The organism is Micromonospora parva, from assembly GCF_000718515.1.
Taxonomy (GTDB): Bacteria; Actinomycetota; Actinomycetes; order Mycobacteriales; family Micromonosporaceae; genus Micromonospora; species Micromonospora parva.
On sequence record NZ_JNZS01000022.1, the window covers coordinates 27751 to 46092 of the forward strand.

An 18342-nucleotide genomic window follows, 5' to 3' on the forward strand; every position below is an offset into this window, starting at 1 on the left:
GCGCCCCTGGCCAACGCCGCGACCCCGGCAACGCCGGGCGACTTCGCGTCCTCGTTCGAGTCCGCCGACCCCAAGCCCGCCACCGGCACCGTCGAGGTCGGCGCGAACGGACAGCCGATCCAGGGCAACCTGAGCGGCAACGTCTCGACGCTGCCCGGCAGCCAGCTCGGCCAGGTCACCGCCGTGACCGCGAGCGACGAGCACCTGCCGAGGGAGATCGCCGCTAACCTCACCGACGAGGAGCCGTCGACCAAGTGGCTCACGTTCGCGAAGACCGGTTGGGTGACCTACCAGCTCGCCAAGCCGACGACGGTGGTCCGCTACTCGCTGACCGCCGCCAACGACGCACCAGGGCGAGACCCCAGGGACTTCGTCATCCAGGGGTCGAACGACGGCAGCACCTGGACCGATCTGGACAAGCGCACCGGCGAGAAGTTCCGCGGGCGCTTCGCGACGAACAAGTACAGCTTCACCAACACGACCGCGTACGGCTTCTACCGGCTGAACGTCACCGCCAACTCCGGTGACACGCTCGTGCAGCTCGGCGACTGGAACATCAGCGACGGCTCGGATGTCCGCCCGCCGACCACGCCCATGGTCAGCGTGGTCAGCGCCGGTCCGTACGACGGGTACACCACGAAGCCGGACGCCGGCTTCACCGGGCTCGCCGCGCTGCGCTACGCCGGCGGCGCCCTGGCCGGTGGCCGCTCGTACGGGACCAACAAGCTCTTCGACGTGAACATCCCGGTCGGGCCGAAGACCCGACTGTCGTACAAGATCTTCCCTGAGTTCACCGATGGGGACGGTCAGTACCCGTCCACCTACGCCGCGCTCGACCTGCACTTCACCGACGGCAGCTACCTGAGTGGGCGCTCACCCGTCGACCAGCACGGCAACCTGCTCACCGGCCCCGGTCAGGCTGCCTCGAAGGCACTCTTCGCCGACCAGTGGAACCTGGTGCAGACCGACCTCGGCACCATCGCGCGCGGCAAGACGATCGACCGCATCCTGCTCGCGTACGACCACCCCAAGGCCACCGGGGAGACCCGCTTCCAGGGCTGGCTCGACGATGTCGAGGTGGAGGCCAACCCGGCGTCCATCGACGGCTCGAAGCTGACCAACTACGTCGACACCCGACGGGGCACCAACTCGACGAGCGGTTTCTCGCGCGGCAACAACCTGCCGATCACCGCGGTGCCGAACGGCTTCAACTTCTTCACCCCGGTGACCGACGCGGACTCCGACTCCTGGGAGTACGAGTACCACCGGATCAACAACGCGGCCAATCTGCCGATGCTGCAGGGCCTCGCGATCTCCCACGAGCCGAGCCCGTGGATGGGTGACCGCAACCAGATGTCGGTCATGCCGGTCGCCGGCGACCGGTCACTCACCGGTGATCCCGCCAGCCGCGCCCTCGCCTTCAGCCACGACGACGAGACCGCGCAGCCGGACCTCTACCGGGTGAAGCTGGAGAACGGCCTGATCGCCGAGGTGTCGCCCACCGACCACGCCGGGATCATGCGGTTCACCTTCCCCGCCGGGCAGGCGACCGGAAGCCTCGTCTTCCACAACGGCACCTTCACCATCGGCACGGACGGCACGTTCACCGGGTGGGTGGACAACGCCAGCGGCCTGTCGGCCGGCCAGACCCGGATGTTCGTCTCCGGCGCGTTCGACCGGGCGCCGACGGCGAGCGCCGCGACGTCCGCCACCTTCGACGTCACCAGGAGCCGGGAGGTGACGATGCGTCTCGCGACGTCGTTCCTCTCCGTCGACCAGGCGCGCAGGAACCTCGACCTGGAGGTCACCGGCAAGAGCTTCGACCAGATCCACGCCGCCGCCACCGCCGCGTGGAAGGACCGGCTGGGCCGCGTCGAGGTGCGGGGCGCCACCGAGGCGCAGCTGGTCTCGATGTACTCGAACCTGTACCGGCTGAACCTCTACCCGAACTCGCAGTCGGAGAACACCGGCACCGCCGCCGCGCCGCGCTGGCAGTACGCGAGCCCGGTATCGGCCCCGACCGGCACGTCGACAGCCACCCACACCGGCGCGAAGATCGTCGACGGCCAGATCTACGTCAACAACGGTTTCTGGGACACCTACCGCACCGTGTGGCCCGCCTACTCGCTGCTCTACCCGGACATCGCCGCGAAGATTTCCGACGGGTTCGTCCAGCACTACCGCGACGGCGGCTGGATCGCCCGCTGGTCCTCGCCCGGTTACTCCGACCTGATGACCGGCACCAGCGCCAACGTGGCCCTGGCCCAGGCGTACCTCACCGGGGTCAAGCTGCCCGACCCGCTCGCCGCGTACGACGCCGCCGTCAAGGACGCGACCGTCGCGTCCGGGCGTCCCGAGGTCGGCCGCAAGGGCATCGAGAACTCCCTGTTCCTCGGCTACACGCCGACCTCCACTGCGGAGTCGGTGTCGTGGGCGCTGGAGGGCTACATCAACGACTTCGGCATCGGCAACATGGGTGCGGCCCTGGCCAAGGACCCGGCCACGCCGAAGTCGGAGCGCACCCGGCTCAAGGAGGAGTCGCGCTACTTCCTGGAGCGTGCCCGCAACTACGTTCACCTGTTCGACTCGAAGACGAAGCTCTTCCAGGGCCGGAACGCCGCTGGCACCTTCCGTGCCGACGACCCACTGGACTGGGGTGGCGTCTACACCGAGACGAACGGGTGGAACTTCGCCTTCACCGCGCAGCAGGACGGTCAGGGTCTGGTTAACCTGCTCGGCGGGCAGAAGGCGTTGCGCGACAAGCTCGACACCTACTTCTCCACCCCGGAGAACGCCGACCGCCCCGGCGGTTACGGCGGCATCATCCACGAGATGGTGGAGGCCCGGGCGGTACGGATGGGGCAGCTCGGCATGAGCAACCAGCCGTCGCACCACATCCCGTACATGTACAACTTCGCCGGCGCGCCGTCGAAGACCCAGGAGGCGGTCCGGGAGATCCTGCGCCGTCTCTACGTCGGCAGCGAGATCGGCCAGGGCTACCTGGGCGACGAGGACAACGGCGAGATGTCGTCCTGGTACGTCCTCAGCTCGCTGGGCATCTACCCGCTGCAGGCCGGGTCGTCCGAGTGGACGATCGGCTCTCCGCAGTTCACCAGAATGACAGTGCACCGCAGCACCGGCGACATCGTCGTCAACGCCCCGAACAACAGCGTCGCGAACGTGTACGTGCAGGACGTCAAGGTCAACGGCAAGAAGCAGCGCGGCCTCTCCCTGGACGTGTCCGCGTTCGCCAAGGGCGGCACCATCGACTTCCAGATGGGCCCCAAGCCGTCGTCGTGGGGCAGCGGCAAGAACGACGCGCCGCCATCGCTGACCAAGGGTGGCGAGGCGCCGAAGCCGTTGCAGGACGTCACCGGCCCCGGTCTCGGCACCGCGACCGCCACCGGCGGTCAGGACGCGTCGAAGCTCTTCGACGACTCGTCCACCTCGCAGCTGACCTTCACCTCGGCGACCCCCCAGATCACCTGGGCGTTCCGCGGTGGCAGGCAGAAGCCGACGTCCTACACGGTCACCTCCGGGGCCGGCGCGGGCGACCCGGCGGACTGGCGCCTGCAGGGCTCCAACGACGGCCTCACCTGGACCACTGTGGACTCCCGCACGGACCAGGTGTTCCCGTGGCGCAACCAGACCCGCCCGTACTCGATCGACAAGCCGGGACGGTTCGCGCAGTTCCGCCTCGCCGTGACGAAGACCGTCGGTGCCGCGCAGACCAACCTCGCCGAGGTGGAGCTGCTCGCCGGGGGTGACCTCGACCTCGCGGGCGGCGACATCACCGTCACGGCCACCCAGGGCGTGCACGCGACCGCCGGCGTGCCCGTCTCGGTGCCGCTGGCCACCGTCACCGGCGGTGACGCCAACGGCTACCAGGCCACCATCGACTGGGGTGACGGCACGCCGGCCACCGCCGGCACCGTGACGGTGAACTCGCGGGCCGTCTACCGCATCGATGGGTCGCACACCTACAGCACGCCGGGCTACCACCAGGCGAACGTCACGGTGACCGACGGCGAGAGCCAGAGCTCCGCGACGGTCGGCGTCGAGGTGGCGTACGCCCCGCCCTCCGGTCTCACCGCCGCGTTCGACAACCTCTGCATCGGTGACGAAGGGGTCCTCGCGGCGGACTGCGACGCCAAGTCGTGGGCGTACTCGCGGGCCGCCCTGGTGGCCGGCGGTGTGACCCAGGGCCAGCCGCAGCAGGTCCCCGGAACCGCGCTGCGGTTCACAGTGCCGGTGATCCCGGCCGGGCGGCCGGACAACGCCACCGGTAACGGGGCGACTGTCGTGCTCGACCTTCCGCAGGACGCGAAGAGCATCTCGTTCATCGGCGCCGGCACGCAGGGCAACCAGAGCACCACCGGCACGGCGACGTTCAGCGACGGCAGCACGGCCAGCGTTCCGATCCAGTTCAGCGACTGGACGCTGGGCGGCAACGCCAACGGCACCCCGTCCTACGGCAACGTCATCGTCGCCCGGACGGCGTACCGCCTGCAGGGCACCAGCCGGGACGGCGCCCAGCCGTTCCTGTTCGCCACCGCGCCGTACCAGATTCCGGCGGGCAAGACGTTGGTGTCGGTGACCCTGCCGACGCAGACCGGCGACCCTCGCTCGGCGGGTCGGATCCACGTGTTCGCCGTGGCCAACGACGGCACGCCCGCCCCGGCGCTGGCGACCGTCGCCGGGAAGGACCAGACGGCGAGCGCCGGTCAGGCCCTCGCGGCGAACCTCGGCACGGTGACCGGCGGTGTTCCCGGTACGACGGGCTACCGGGCTCGCGTCCAGTGGGGTGACGGCACCGTTCCGCAGGACGTGACGATCGGCGCGTCCGGCGCGATGAGCGGCACGCACACCTACGCCCGGGAGGGCACCTACACGGTGCGCGTCACCGCGTGGGACACCCTGTCGAGCAGCACCGGGTCCTTCACTGTGACAGTGGCCCGGGGCGGGTCGCAGCCGGCGATCGCGCTCTCCGCGTCCGGCACCGTGAGCACCGGTGGCGCGATCACCGTCGAGGGCAGCGGCTTCGCCGCCGGCGAGCAGGTGATCGTCAGTGTCGGCACCGACCCGGGTCGGACCACGAAGGTCGCGGCCTCCGCGACCGGAAAGGTTCGCGCCTCGGTGCCGACCTCCGGTGACGCCGAGCCCGGCCGGTACGCCGTCACCGCGACGGGCGCGTCCTCGCGTACGCCGGCCACGGCCACCGTCCAGGTGACCGAGCGGGCGCAGGCGCGGACCTACCGGCCGAGGGTGGCGCTCCTGACCACCTCCGGGCCGCGCGGCACGTCGATCATGGTCGACGGTTCCGGGTTCGCTCCGAACGAGACGGTCACCATCACCCTCGGCGACGGGCTCGCGGTCAGCACCGTGCGCGCGAACGGTGACGGCGTCATCTCCGGCGCGACGGTCAGCGTCGCGGGTGCGGCGAAGGCGGGCGCGACCAGCGTCACGCTGAACGGCGCCACGTCGGCGACGAAGGTGTCCCGACCGTTCACCGTCACCGGCTAGCACCGAGCCGGAGACAGCGCAGCAAAGTGGGGCGGGCCGTGATCACGGCCCGCCCCACCCCACTGTCAGCGTCGTCTGTCATGGTCGATCACGCGCTGCTCGTCTCGGGGCGCGACGCCGATGTCTTCGCGCTCGACGAGTCGCGGGTGCTGCGCCGCTACCGCCGGGGCGGGGAGACCGCCCCGGAGGCGGAGGTGATGGCGTACGTCGCGACGGCGGGTTACCCGGTGCCCTTGGCTGGCAGGTGCTGCTCTCCACGGTGCTCACCGGCGCGGGCATCGGTCTGGCGTTCGCCGCGATGTCCAACGCTTCTGGGTGTGCGCGGGCGTCGCCGTCCTGGCCGTCTTCGCGGCACTCGCTCTGCCGTCGGCGCGTCGCCGCCACGAACAAGCCGTCGCCGCCGGTGTCGACGACCTTCCGCCCGAGCCGGTCGAACTGCACCTGCTGCGCCGGCACCACTGAACAGTCGACTGACCTCCGCAGGCCGTGTCCACCTTCTGGTGGGCGCGGCCCGCGCGGTTGCCGTCGGCTCACGCTGCCGGCGCGGCCAGTCGGAGTTGCCAGCGGGTGCCCTGGCTGGTGAGCCGGACGATCGCCAGCGGCTCCACGTCCACCTGCCGGTACGCCGCCGTCGGCAGGCCGAGGGCGTGCACCACCGCGACCCGGATCACCAGCGGGTGGGTGACGGCGACGATGCGTCGACCGACGTCGCGCTGCCCGTCCAGCCAACGACCGACCCGGTCCCGCACCGCCGTGACGGACTCGCCGCCGTGCGGCGCGCTGTCCGGTGTGGACAGCCAGTCGCGCAGCGCCCGCTGTCGCGTGCCGGCGATCTCCTCGAGCGAACGGCCGGACCAGTCGCCGTAGTCACAGTCGGCCAACGCCGCCTCGATCGTCGGCAGCAGACCGAGGGCGTCGGCGGTCTGCCGGGCCGCCGCCGCCGGGCTGGACAGGCAGGTGTCGGTCACGCCGAGGTGCCCACGCCGCTCCGGGCCGACCTGGGCGAGAGCGGCCCGCAGGCCGCCCTCGTCCAGGCCGTCGTCGGCGCCGCCGAAGCGGGCGCGGCGCAGCGCGGCGGTGTGACCGTGGGCGACCAGCCGAAGGCTGGTCGCCCTCACGTGCCCGGCAGCGCGGTGGCGGCCCGGCGACGCCGCTCGTGGTGCATCAGGGCCGCGAAGAGCAGGCCGATGCCGGTCCAGAGCACGACCTGGGTGCCGAGCGAGGCCAACCGGAAGTTCCACAGCAGGGTCGCGGGGAAGGTCGACGGAACCTCCTCGAAGGACGGCATCACCACGTATGCCACTGCCGTGACCAGCAGGAATCCACCCACTGCCGCAGCGGCGCGCAGCCACGGCGGGGCCTGCGCGCCGACCGACCGGTAGCCCAGCGAGCCGGCCCACACGGCCACCAGGCCGAGCACCACCATCAACAGGTAGGTGACGGTCCGTTGGTTGATGGTGGCCGGGTCGCCGACCGCCGGCGGGTTCGCCGGGTACTTGAGGAACGGCACGATCACCACACCGAGCAGCGCCGCGCCGGCCAGCAGCAGACCCGACCGCCCGTCGTCCTCGGCGCGCCGCCGACGGGACAGCAGAACGTACGCCGTGGCCAGCAGGCCACCCATCGCGGCCCCGAACAGGCCGGTGGCCAGGAACAGACCGCCGCGCTGACCCGTCCGGCTGACCAGGGCGTCCCCGTGATCGTGGGCACCCGTCGCGGGCTCGGCGTGCGTCGCGGCCTCCTCGATCGCGATGGCCGCCTCGACGTGTGGCTCGCCGGCCACGTACGCGAACCCCCCGGCGAGCAGGCCGGCGATCAGACCGGCGAACAGCCCGCGGACGAGGACGGCGAGGAACGGGGGAGTGGTGGTGGGGGTCAGTGGCACGGGACGCCCAGCAGGTGCCGGCCGTCGTGCATCAGCTCGTGCAGGTACGTCCCGCTGCGCGACACCGCTCCCTGGTCGAAGGCGACGAGGTAGGTCAGCAGGGCGAGCACGACAACGGTTGCCAGGGCCGTCCACAGCAGACGGGTACTGCCGGCGGGGTGCACCACCGGCTGGCTGGACGCGGAGCTGGACATGAATACACGAACCTCCCCGGGGATGACGCGTCCCCATCGCAAGGCTGCGGACGACCGAGCGTCCTGGCTCGCGGCCCCCGTCGGGGAACCGCTCACAGTGGCGCGACCGCGCCGGATTCACACCGGCTTCCCTCGCGTCGCCGCAGATAGTGGCTCGACGGTATCGGTGCGGCCTCGGACGGTCAACCCGGACCCCGGGCACCGACGACGTCCGCCCACCGTGGTGTCGGTGGGTCCGAGAGGTAGCGGCGGGCAGCGGGATTCGTCAGACCAAAAGACGACAGTGTCGGGAGCCGGCCGCGCCGCGCGTTCCGCCATCTATGAACAGTCTGTTACCGCTAACATGGTCAACCTGCCAGATCGGTGGTGTCTCCGGGTTGACCCGGTGGGGTTCGATCAGTGGCTGGGGCGGGGTGTGGGGTGGACGTGACGGCGCCGGGACGGGTCCGATGACGACGGGCGGGCTCGCGCGACAACCCGGCATCGTCGACGCGCACCACCACCTCTGGGTCCGGGCGCGGCACCCGCAGCAGTGGATCGATCCGCACACCATGGCCGCTATCGACGGCGACTTCACGCCGGTCGAACTCGCCCCGGCGGCCCGGGCCGCCGGGGTGACGCAGACCGTGGTCGTGCAGTCCGTCGCCGTCCGGTCGGAGACTCCCGAGCTGCTCGGCATCGCGGCCGACGACCCCCTCGTCGCCGGGGTCGTCGGCTGGGTCGACCTCACCGCTGCCGACGTCGGTCGTCGCCTCGACCGGCTACGCCGGGCGCGCGGCGGTGAACGGCTGGTCGGCATCCGCCACCTGGTCCAGTCCGAACCCGACCCGACCTATCTCGACCGTCCCGAGGTGCGGCGGGGTGTCGCCGCGGTCGGTGCCGCCGGTCTCGCGTTCGACCTCCTGGTGCGTCCGCACCAGCTGCCGGCGGCCACCCGGCTCGTCCGCGACCTGCCGCAGGTGCGGTTCGTCCTCGACCACCTCGGCAAGCCCTCGCTCGGGCGGGCCGACCTCGGTGACTGGCGCCGCGACCTGCGGGCGCTGGCGGCCGAGCCCAACACGACGGCGAAGCTCTCCGGCCTGGTGACCGAGGTGGAGGGTGGTTCCTGGACGGCCGCCGACCTGCGACCCGCCGTCGAGCACGCTCTCGACGTGTTCGGGCCGGACCGGCTGATGTTCGGCTCGGACTGGCCGGTGTGCCTGCTCGTCACCTCGTACGTCCGCTGGGTCGCGGTCCTCGGCGACCTGTTGGCCCCGCTGTCCGACGACGAGCGGGCGGCGATCTGGCAGTGGACCGCCTCCCGGGTGTACCGGTTGCCCCCGTCCTGAGCGGGCAGTGGCCGCCGAGCTGGCGACATAGTGTGTTATCGATAACATGCCAACGGTGGCGGCCGATATCCGGTGGTCTGATGTATGCCTCCGATGGTGCAGGTAACGATGGCAAAACATGCCCGCAAGACCTTGGCAACATACGTGAATGCGTGGCAAGGTAACGCCTGATCGTGGGAAACATCCGACCTATCTCTGAGGTCGTGCGGGCGCCTGGCCGCACTGACAGCTGAGCGGGTTGGTCGCTCACAGGCGTTCGGCTCGTCGGCGGGGTCCTCGTCGGGTGCTGGCGCCACGCTTGGGGAGGTCAGGTCCGACGATGAGTAGCGTCGAGGCAACCGCCGGCACGCAGCGCGGCGAGCTCAGCGACTGGTTTCGCGAACGCATTTCCCACGCCGTCTCCGAGTTCACCGCCGCCACCGCGTTGGTCGTCCTGTTCATCGCCCTGACCTTCGCGAGCCCCTACTTCCTGACTGCTGACAACCTCTTCAACATCGGGGCGCAGACGGCGGTGATCGCCATCATCGCCACGGCCCAGACGATGGTCATCATCACGAAGGGCATCGACCTGTCCGTCGGGTCGGTCGCCGCGCTCGCCGGCGTGGTGGGCGCGATGGTCGTGCGTGACCTCGGCTTCTCGATCTGGGCGGCCACGGCGGTCGCGATCGGCGTCGGCGCGCTGGCCGGGCTGTTGAACGGGCTGCTGGTGACGGTGGCCCGGATCCCGCCGTTCATCGCGACGTTGGGAACGATGTCCGTGGGCCGCGGCCTCGTCTTCATCATCACCGGAGCGGTCGGCGTCTACGGCCTGCCCCGATCCTTCCAACTGCTCGGCAACGGGGAGATCCTCGGGATTCCGTTCGCCGTGGTGATCACCATCCTGGTCGCGGTCGGGGTCGCCTTCCTGCTCTCCCAGACCCGCTTCGGTCAGTACACGTACGCGATGGGCTCCAATCTGGAGGCGGCCCGCCGCTCCGGCATCCGGGTGGGGCGGCAGCTGACCGGGGTGTACGTGCTGGCGGGTGTGCTGGTCGGGCTGGGCGGCATGATCGCCGCGTCCCGGGTCAACTCCGGCCAGCCCAACTACGGCATCTCGCTGGAGCTCGACGTCATCGCCGCCGCGGTCATCGGCGGAGCCAGCCTGTTCGGCGGGCAGGGCCGGATCGTCGGGACCATCATCGGCGCGTTCCTCATCGCCCTGGTCCGCAACGGCGCCGTCCTGCTCGACATCAGCATCCACTACCAGCAGGTGATCGTCGGTCTGATCATCTGGGCCGCCGTCTACTTCGACCAGTACCGCCGCCGGCGGCTGGAATCACGGGGTTGACATGCCATTTCGAGAGTCCGAACGAGGAAGGACACACACCATGGCACACACCACCACCAGCCGGCGGACGCGAGGACCACTCCTGCGCGCGCAGGCGATCCTGGCCGTGGCCGCGGCGACCGCTCTGCTCAGCGCCTGCGGCGGGGTCGAGGTCCGCGACGGCGGTGACGGCGCGACCAAGGACGCGAGCGGTCCGTTGAAGCTCGCCGTCGTACCCAAGGCGGTCGGGGCCGACTACTGGAACACGGTCAAGGCGGGCGCGGAGTGCGCCGCGCAGCGCGCGGGGGACGTCACCGTCCAGTGGGACGGGGTGACCACCGAGACCGACGTCGAGGGCCAGGTCAACCTGATCCAGAACTTCGTCACCAAGAAGGTCGACGGCATCGTCTACGCGGCGACCGACTCCAGCGCGCTGGCACCGGTGACCGACAAGGCGCTCGCCGCCAACATCCCGGTCACCATGATCGACTCCGGCACCAGCCCGCAACCGCCGAGTGTGCCCCTCTTCGCCACCGACAACCGGGCGTCGGCCACCGAGGCGGCGAAGCTGCTCGCCACCGAACTCGGCCCCGGCAACCACGAGGTGGCGCTCGTCGAGTTCCAGCCCGGGTCGCAGACCAACACCGAGCGGGTCGACGGCTTCAAGGCCGGCCTGGCCCAGTACCCCAACCTGAAGCTGGTCGGCCAGCAGCCGAGCAAGAGCGACGTCAACGAGGCCCGCCGGGTCACCGAGAACATCCTCACCGCCAACCCCAAACTGGCTGGCGTCTTCGCCGCCAACGAGCCGAGCGTGCTCGGCGCCGCGCAGGCCATCCAGGCGGCCGGCAAGTCCGGCAAGGTGGTCATCATCGGCTGGGACGCGGCCCCGGACGAGATCGCCGGGGTGCGCAACGGCCAGATCTCGGCGCTGGTCGTGCAGAACCCGTTCAAGATGGGCTACTTCGGCGTCGACAAGATGGTCAAGCACCTCCGGGACAAGGCGCCGCTGGCGTCGGCCGACACCGGCGTCACGTTCGTCACCAAGGAGAACATCGACTCGGCGGAGATCAAGGCGGTGCTCGAGCCCAGCTGCGCCAACCCGCCGGTGCAGTGATGGGAGGCATTCCCACGGCCACCGCCGACAACGCCCAGCAACCCACCGACGAGGAACCGCCGGTCCTCGAGGCCCGCGGCATCGTCAAGCGGTTCGGGCACGTCGAGGCGTTGCGGGGGGCCGACTTCACCGTCCGCCGGGGCGAGGTCGTCGCGTTGATCGGTGACAACGGTGCCGGAAAGAGCACCCTGATCAAGACCCTGTCCGGTGTGCATCCGCCGGACGAGGGCGAGATCCTGATCGGCGGCCGTCCCGTCCGGTTCTCCACCCCGGTCGATGCCCGCCGGGCCGGGGTGGAGACCGTCTACCAGGATCTCGCCGTCGCCGACGACCTGAGCGTGGCCGCCAACCTGTATCTCGGCCGGGAGATCCTGCGCTCCGGGCCGCTCGGTCGGCTCGGCCTGCTGGACAAGCGCGCCATGCGGCAGGGTGCCGCCGCCGCCCTCGACGAACTGGGCGTACGGATTCCCCGGGTGACCACCCCGATCGCCATGCTCTCCGGTGGGCAGCGGCAGTGCGTGGCGGTCGCCCGCGCCATCATCTGGGCGACCAACGTGGTCATCCTCGACGAGCCCACCGCGGCGCTGGGCGTGGTCCAGACCGGGCGGGTGCTCGACGTGGTCCGGCGAGCCCGCGACGCCTGCATGTCGGTGGTGCTGGTGAGCCACAACATGCCGCAGGTGCTCGACATCGCCGACCGTGTCGAGGTGCTGCGCCTCGGTCAGCGGGCCGCCCAGCTGCGCGCCGACGAGGTCACCACCGACGACCTGGTCGCGGCGATGACCGGCAGCACCAGTGTGGATCGGCGTGAGCGGTGACGGCGGCCGTGCGCCGGGGTGCGCGCGGTCGCACCCGTTGGGCGGGCTGGGCCGCCGGCGGGTCGCCGCTGCGGCTGAGCCCGCTGGGCTTCGGTGCCGCGCAGGGCGGCAACCTGTACCGGGCGACGTCGGATGAGCAGTTCGCCGCCGCAGTGGACACCGCCTGGGCGGGCGGCATCCGGTACTTCGACACGGCGCCGCACTACGGGCTGGGCCTGTCGGAGCGGCGGTTGGGTGCCGCCCTGCGCTCCCGCCCGCGCGACGAGTACGTGGTGTCGACGAAGGTCGGCCGGCTGCTCGTGCCGTCACCGGAGGCGGCGCACCGACGGGACCCGGAGGGTTTCGACGTTCCGGCCGATCATCGCCGGGTCTGGGACTTCAGCCGCGACGGCGTGCGCCGTTCGTTGGAGGCGAGCCTTCGGCGCACCGGCCTGGACCGGATCGACGTGGTGTATCTGCATGATCCGGACGAGCACTGGAAGCAGGCCGCGTACAAGGCGGTTCCGGCGTTGGTGGAGCTGCGCGAGCAGGGCGTGATCGGTGCCGTCGGTGCCGGCATGAACCAGTCCGCGATGCTGGCCCGGTTCGTGGCGGAGACCGACGTGGACGTGGTGATGTGCGCCGGCCGGTACACGCTGCTGGAGCAGGGCGCGTTGACCGACCTGCTGCCCGCCGCGCAGGAACGCCACGTCGATGTGGTGGTCGCCGGGGTCTACAACTCCGGGTTGCTGGCCCGGGACATGCCGCCGACCGACGCCGTCTACGACTACCGGCAGGCGCCGGCGGAGGTGATCGACCAGGCCCGTCGGATAGCGCGGGTCTGCCAGGCGTACGGCGTCACGTTGCCCCAGGCGGCGTTGGCGTTCGTCCGTCGCCACCCGGCCGTGGTGTCGACGGTGGTCGGCATGCGTGACGAGGCCCAGGTGACCGAGACCCTGCGCCGAGCCGACGTCGACGTCCCCGATCAGCTCTGGGCGGCCCTGTACGACGAAGGGCTGCTCGACGTGCAGTCGTGAGCGGTCACGAGCGGGCCGTCTCGATGTTCGCGTCGGCGTCGTCGGGCAACCCCTGCAACGACTCCTCCACACCGATCAGGTGGTTGGCCATCCGGGTGCGGGCCCGCTCCGGGTCGCGCGCCACGAGGGCCTTCAGGATCGCCACATGTTCGTCGTGGGTCCGCAGGTCCGCGCCCTCCTCGTGCAGGCTGCGCCAGAGCCGGCCGCGGATCGTGCGCCCGGCGAAGGCCTCGATCAGGCCGACGAGCACCGGATTCTCGGCGTGCACCGCGATGATCCGGTGGAAGGCGATGTCGATCTCCATGATCCGCTCGTGGTCCTGCGGCGACTGGCCGACCAGCCGGGCCGCCTCGTCGAGCAGGTCCCCCGCCTGAGCCAACGCCTCGTCGGTGATCCTGGTGGCCGCCAAGCGGGCGGCCTCGCACTCCAGCAGTCGCCGGACGGTGTGGATGTGCCGCGGGTCGCCCTGGCCCTGGAAGTCGACCACGAAACCCATCGGGGCCAGCAGTTGCGGGGCGTCGAGGTTGGTGACGTAGGTGCCGTCGCCCTGGCGGATGTTGACGATGCCGAGGATCGACAGCGCGGACATCCCCTCGCGCAGCGAGCCCCGTGAGACGCCGAGCGACTCGGCGAGGTCCTTCTCGACGGGCAGCCGGTCACCGGGCCTGAACTGCCCTTCGAGGATCATCCGTTTGATGCCGTTGACCACTTCGTCTGTGCGAGACATGCTTCCCCTAGCGGCCGACGGGGGTGGCCTGTCCACCCGCGATCACGTACGCCTCCGGAGATGACACGGTAGTCGGGTCTGCCGCGGCCCAGTAGTGGCCGTCGGGAAACCGGTAGAGCGTGACCGACTCCTGACGCATCCGGGTGGAGTAGCCGGGCTGGCTGGGCAGGACGTATCCGCTTCCCGAGCCGGTGTCACGGATGATGCACGGGTCGGTGAAGTGTTCGTGCAGGTGGTCGACGAACTCGGTGACCCGGTTGGTGAGATCCCCCGAGATCGCCACGTAGTCGAGCACCGAGACGTGTTGGACCATCTCGCACAGCCCGACTCCGCCGGCGTGGGGGCACACCGGGATGTCGAACTTCGCGGCGAGCAGCAGCACGGCGACGATCTCGTTGATGCTGGCCAACCTGCCGGTGTCGAGCTGGCAGAAATCGATGGCCTCGGCCTGGAACAGCTGCTTGAACATCACCCGGTTGTGGCAGTGCTCGCCGGTGGCCACGCCGATCGGAGCGACGGCACGGCGGACGGCGGCGTGGCCGAGGATGTCGTCGGGGCTGGTCGGCTCCTCGATCCAGAGCGGCTTGAACCGGGCGAGGGCGCTGACCCACTCGATGGCCTGGCCGACATCCCACACCTGGTTGGCGTCGATCATCAGGTTGCGGTCCGGGCCGAGGATCTCCCGGGCGATCGCGCAGCGGCGGATGTCGTCGTCGAGGTTGGCGCCGACCTTGAGCTTGACGTAGCCGTAGCCGCTGTCCACCGCCTCCTGGCACAGCCGGCGCAGCTTGTCGTCGCCGTAGCCGAGCCAGCCCGCCGAGGTGGTGTAGGCGGGGTAGCCGGTCCGGTCGAGTTCGGCGAGGCGGGCGGCCTTCGTGCTCTCCTTGGCGCGCAGGATGGCCAGCGCCTCGTCCCGGGTCAGGGCGTCGGAGAGGTAGCGCAGGTCCGCGATGTCGACGAGTTGCTCGGGGGACATGTCGACGAGCAGTCGCCACAGTGGCTTGTCGGCGACCCGGGCGGCCAGGTCCCACGACGCGTTCAGCACGGCCGCCAGCGACAGGTGGACGACGCCCTTCTCGGGGCCGAGCCAGCGCAGCTGCGAGTCGGAGGTCAGGAGGCGGTAGACAGCGCCCATGTCCGCCGCCATCGTCGCCACGTCCAGGCCCACGAGGCGCTGTGCCTGGTGGACCGCCGCCGCCGCGACGATGTCGTTGCCACGGCCGATGGTGAAGGTCAGCCCGTGCCCCGCGAGCGGCGCGCCCGCGCCGTCGACGCCGTCGGTGTGCAGCACGACGTAGGCCGCCGAGTAGTCGCCGTCCTTGTTCATGGCGTCTGACCCGTCAGCGGTCAGGGAGGTGGGGAAGCGGACGTCCTCGACGGTGACGGCAGTGATCTGCGGCATGCGCTCCTCGCCCGGCTAGGCTAAAGATCAGATGATCACTGGGAGTATACGGACGGCTCGTTGAGCGCGTCAACGTTGTCGATCACTAGGGACACCCAGACATATGATGTTTGTGTCGGCTGTCGACCCACTGGCCACTGTCGACACCGGCGCGGAGAATGGTGCCTCCGTTGCCGGCGCCCTGCGGCGTGGCGCGCGCGGTCCGGGTGGTGACGGTGGTCACCGCGCTGGCCGCCGACACGCCCGAAACCGACATGTGGGGTGTGACAACGGCTCCGTCCCTATATATGGTGTCGAGCGCAGCTGGTTCGGCCGCTCATCCGGCGCGGTCGAGGCAACAGGGAACCCGGTGGAAATCCGGGACTGTCCCGCAGCGGTGAGTGGGAACGACCGCCGTCATCAGCACTGGGCCACCCATCGGCCTGGGAAGCGACGGCCACTAGGAGACCGGCGAGCCCGGTAGTGCCCGCGAGTCCGAAGACCTGCCAGCGCGCCGCGTACCCGAACCCGGGTGCGCGGCGGTCCGAGGCCGCGTGGGACGGCTGACGCCACCTGATCCCACGCCGCGCCGGCGTGGCGTCCGTCGGTGTCTGTCTCCTCGCGTCCGGGCCACCAGGTCTCGAACTCCGAGGAGCGAGTGGTGACAGTCACCCAGGTAGTCCCGGCCGGCGCCGACACGCCCGCGCGGCGGACGCCCATGCGGGTCCGCAAGCGCGACGGCGCGACCGAACCCGTGGACGTGAACAAGATCGTCCGGGCGGTGGAGCGGTGGGCCGACGACCTGACCGACGTCGACCCGATGCGGGTGGCCACCCGCACCATCAGCGGCCTCTACGACGGCGCCACCACCGCCGAACTGGACCGGCTCTCCATCCAGACCGCCGCTGAGATGATCGGTGAGGAGCCGCAGTACTCCCGCCTTGCCGCGCGGCTGCTGGCCGGCTACGTCGACAAGGAGGTACGCCGGCAGGGCATCACCTCGTTCAGCGCGGCGATCCGGGTCAGCCACGCCGAGGGTCTGATCGGTGACGACACCGCCGTGTTCGTCGCCGCACACGCCACGACCCTCGATGCCGCCGTCGACCCGGACGGCGACCGCCGGTTCGAGTACTTCGGCCTGCGCACCGTGTACGACAGGTACCTGCTGCGCCACCCCACCAGCCGACTGGTGCTGGAGACCCCGCAGTACTGGCTGCTGCGGGTGGCCTGCGGCCTGTCCCGTACGGCGGACGAGGCGGTCGGCTTCTACCGACTGATGTCCAGCCTGGCCTACCTGCCCAGCTCACCGACCCTGTTCAACTCCGGGACCCGGCACACCCAGATGTCCTCCTGCTACCTGGTCGACTCCCCGCTCGACGAGTTGGACTCGATCTACGCCCGGTACGCCCAGGTCGCCAACCTTTCCAAGTTCGCCGGTGGCATCGGCATCGCGTACTCCCGGGTCCGCTCCCGCGGCGCGCTGATCCGGGGCACCAACGGGCAGTCCAACGGGATCGTGCCGTGGCTGCGCACCCTGGACGCGAGCGTGGCGGCGGTCAACCAGGGCGGCCGGCGCAAGGGCGCGGCCTGCGTCTACCTGGAGCCGTGGCACCCGGACATCGAGGAGTTCCTGCACCTGCGGGACAACACCGGCGAGGATGCCCGGCGCACCCACAACCTGAACCTGGCCAACTGGATCCCGGACGAGTTCATGCGCCGGGTCGAGGCCGACGAGATGTGGTCGCTGTTCGACCCGCACGAGGTGCCCGAGCTGCCCGACCTGTGGGGGGAGCGGTTCGACGCCGCGTACCGGGAGGCCGAGGCGCAGGGCCGGTACGTGCGGCAGGTCCCGGCGCGGGAGCTGTACGGCACGATGATGCGCACCCTGGCCCAGACCGGCAACGGCTGGATGACCTTCAAGGACGCGTCGAACCGGCTGTGCAACCAGACCGCCGAGCCGGGCAACGTGGTGCACCTGTCCAACCTCTGCACCGAGATCGTCGAGGTGTCCAGCGACGCCGAGACCGCCGTGTGCAACCTGGGCTCGGTGAACCTCGCCGCCCACCTCGGCGACGGCGGCATCGACTGGGAGCGGCTGCGCGCCACGGTGCGGACCGCGGTGACCTTCCTCGACCGGGTCATCGACATCAACTACTACCCGACCGCGCAGGCGGCGGCGAGCAACCCCCGCTGGCGGCCGGTCGGGCTCGGGCTGATGGGCCTGCAGGACGTCTTCTTCGCACTGCGGCTGCCCTTCGACTCGCCGGCCGCCCGGGAGCTGTCCACCCGGATCAGCGAGGAGCTGTACCTGACCGCGCTGGAGACCTCCGCCGACCTGGCCCGCGACTTCGGCGCGCACCCGGCGTACCCGCAGACCCGGGCCGCGCGGGGCCAGCTCCAGCCCGACCTGTGGGGTGTCGAGGGTACGCAGACGGCCCGCTGGGATGCCCTGCGCGAGCGGGTCGAGGCGCACGGGCTGCGTAACTCGCTGCTGGTGGCGGTCGCGCCGACCGCGACCATCGCCTCGATCGCCGGGTGCTACGAGTGCATCGAGCCGCAGGTGTCCAACCTGTTCAAGCGCGAAACCCTGTCGGGGGAGTTCCTCCAGGTCAACACCGCTCTGGTACGCGAGCTGAAGGCCCGCGGCCTGTGGACCGAGCGGATCCGTTCGGCGATCAAGCGGGCCGAGGGGTCGGTGCAGGACATCGCCGAGCTGCCGGCCGGCGTACGGGAGTTGTTCCGCACCGCGTGGGAGCTGCCGCAGCGGGCGTTGATCGACCTGGCCGCCGCCCGCGCCCCGTTCATCGACCAGTCCCAGTCGCTGAACCTGTTCCTGGCCGCACCGACCATCGGCAAGCTCTCCTCGATGTACCTGTACGCCTGGAAGGCCGGCCTGAAGACCACGTACTACCTGCGCTCGCGCCCCGCCACCCGGATCCAGCAGGCCACCGTCGGCGCTGTCGCGCCTGTCGCCGTCGACGCGGAGGCGTTGGCCTGCTCGCTGGAGAACCCCGAGTCGTGCGAGGCCTGCCAGTGAACCCCGCCGACGC

13 protein-coding genes and 2 riboswitches are annotated in these 18342 nt (G+C 70.7%); of the genes, 8 read left to right on the forward strand and 5 right to left on the reverse strand.

Features of this window, described 5'->3' with window-relative positions; genetic code table 11:
- Positions 1-183 precede the first annotated feature (183 nt).
- The gene (locus tag IF22_RS0125675; protein WP_245233735.1) at positions 184-5523 is read left to right on the forward strand and encodes a GH92 family glycosyl hydrolase; all 5340 of its coding nucleotides are present in this window, start codon (positions 184-186) and stop codon (positions 5521-5523) included.
- A 315-nt stretch (positions 5524-5838) separates the two neighbouring features.
- Positions 5839-5985, forward strand: coding sequence for a hypothetical protein (locus IF22_RS34700; protein WP_245233736.1), 147 nt, complete (start codon positions 5839-5841; stop codon positions 5983-5985).
- Between the two features lie 68 nt (positions 5986-6053).
- Here IF22_RS34700 and IF22_RS0125685 read toward each other — a convergent pair whose 3' ends face one another.
- Genes IF22_RS0125685 through IF22_RS0125695 form a run of 3 tightly spaced genes read right to left on the reverse strand, consistent with a single transcriptional unit; the run spans position 6054 to position 7602 of the window.
- Positions 6054-6641 carry a histidine phosphatase family protein gene (locus IF22_RS0125685; RefSeq protein WP_030336290.1) on the reverse strand — a complete coding sequence of 196 codons (588 nt, stop codon included), beginning with the start codon at positions 6639-6641 and terminating at the stop codon, positions 6054-6056.
- A complete protein-coding gene (locus tag IF22_RS0125690) occupies positions 6638-7408 on the reverse strand; it encodes a CbtA family protein (RefSeq protein ID WP_030336292.1) in 771 nt (256 codons plus the stop codon). Before IF22_RS0125690 ends, IF22_RS0125685 begins: the two co-directional genes overlap by 4 nt.
- Complete coding sequence (locus IF22_RS0125695) at positions 7399-7602, reverse strand: CbtB domain-containing protein (protein WP_030336294.1); 204 nt, start codon at positions 7600-7602, stop codon at positions 7399-7401. The genes IF22_RS0125690 and IF22_RS0125695 overlap by 10 nt, the downstream gene beginning before the upstream one ends.
- Before the next feature lie 58 nt (positions 7603-7660).
- Positions 7661-7733, reverse strand: a riboswitch (cobalamin riboswitch).
- Positions 7734-8051: 318 nt separating this feature from the next.
- Here IF22_RS0125695 and IF22_RS0125700 point away from each other — a divergent pair.
- From IF22_RS0125700 to IF22_RS0125720, 5 genes are all read left to right on the forward strand, one after another.
- Entirely contained in the window at positions 8052-8930 is an 879-nt protein-coding gene (locus IF22_RS0125700) for an amidohydrolase family protein (protein ID WP_030336296.1), read from the forward strand.
- A 319-nt stretch (positions 8931-9249) separates the two neighbouring features.
- Positions 9250-10257 carry an ABC transporter permease gene (locus tag IF22_RS0125705; RefSeq protein WP_030336298.1) on the forward strand — a complete coding sequence of 336 codons (1008 nt, stop codon included), beginning with the start codon at positions 9250-9252 and terminating at the stop codon, positions 10255-10257.
- Between the two features lie 40 nt (positions 10258-10297).
- Positions 10298-11350: an ABC transporter substrate-binding protein gene (locus IF22_RS0125710; protein ID WP_081884008.1), complete on the forward strand. Its 1053-nt coding sequence runs from the start codon at positions 10298-10300 to the stop codon at positions 11348-11350.
- Entirely contained in the window at positions 11350-12168 is an 819-nt protein-coding gene (locus IF22_RS0125715) for an ATP-binding cassette domain-containing protein (protein WP_051708788.1), read from the forward strand. The genes IF22_RS0125710 and IF22_RS0125715 overlap by 1 nt, the downstream gene beginning before the upstream one ends.
- A complete protein-coding gene (locus tag IF22_RS0125720; RefSeq protein WP_167337340.1) occupies positions 12165-13184 on the forward strand; it encodes an aldo/keto reductase in 1020 nt (339 codons plus the stop codon). Before IF22_RS0125715 ends, IF22_RS0125720 begins: the two co-directional genes overlap by 4 nt.
- Before the next feature lie 4 nt (positions 13185-13188).
- On the opposite strand, the gene IF22_RS0125725 is transcribed toward IF22_RS0125720, so the two are convergent.
- Both IF22_RS0125725 and IF22_RS0125730 read right to left on the reverse strand, forming a co-directional pair.
- Entirely contained in the window at positions 13189-13911 is a 723-nt protein-coding gene (locus IF22_RS0125725; protein WP_030336306.1) for a FadR/GntR family transcriptional regulator, read from the reverse strand.
- Positions 13912-13918: 7 nt separating this feature from the next.
- A complete protein-coding gene (locus tag IF22_RS0125730; RefSeq protein ID WP_030336307.1) occupies positions 13919-15313 on the reverse strand; it encodes an enolase C-terminal domain-like protein in 1395 nt (464 codons plus the stop codon).
- Between the two features lie 287 nt (positions 15314-15600).
- Positions 15601-15817: riboswitch (cobalamin riboswitch) on the forward strand.
- Positions 15818-16010: 193 nt separating this feature from the next.
- Between IF22_RS0125730 and IF22_RS0125735 the strand changes: the two genes are divergently transcribed.
- The gene (locus IF22_RS0125735) at positions 16011-18329 is read left to right on the forward strand and encodes a ribonucleoside-diphosphate reductase subunit alpha (RefSeq protein ID WP_245233740.1); all 2319 of its coding nucleotides are present in this window, start codon (positions 16011-16013) and stop codon (positions 18327-18329) included.
- Positions 18330-18342 lie beyond the last annotated feature (13 nt).

Bases quoted from the DNA above. Each gene is read 5' to 3' on its own strand.
- IF22_RS0125695 (WP_030336294.1), bottom strand. From the start codon at position 7,602: ATGTCCAGCTCCGCGTCCAGCCAGCCGGTGGTGCACCCCGCCGGCAGT.
- IF22_RS0125700 (WP_030336296.1), top strand. From the start codon at position 8,052: ATGACGACGGGCGGGCTCGCGCGACAACCCGGCATCGTCGACGCGCAC.
- IF22_RS0125705 (WP_030336298.1), top strand. From the start codon at position 9,250: ATGAGTAGCGTCGAGGCAACCGCCGGCACGCAGCGCGGCGAGCTCAGC.
- IF22_RS0125710 (WP_081884008.1), top strand. From the start codon at position 10,298: ATGGCACACACCACCACCAGCCGGCGGACGCGAGGACCACTCCTGCGC.
- IF22_RS0125715 (WP_051708788.1), top strand. From the start codon at position 11,350: ATGGGAGGCATTCCCACGGCCACCGCCGACAACGCCCAGCAACCCACC.
- IF22_RS0125725 (WP_030336306.1), bottom strand. From the start codon at position 13,911: ATGTCTCGCACAGACGAAGTGGTCAACGGCATCAAACGGATGATCCTC.
- IF22_RS0125730 (WP_030336307.1), bottom strand. From the start codon at position 15,313: ATGCCGCAGATCACTGCCGTCACCGTCGAGGACGTCCGCTTCCCCACC.
- IF22_RS0125735 (WP_245233740.1), top strand. From the start codon at position 16,011: ATGCGGGTCCGCAAGCGCGACGGCGCGACCGAACCCGTGGACGTGAAC.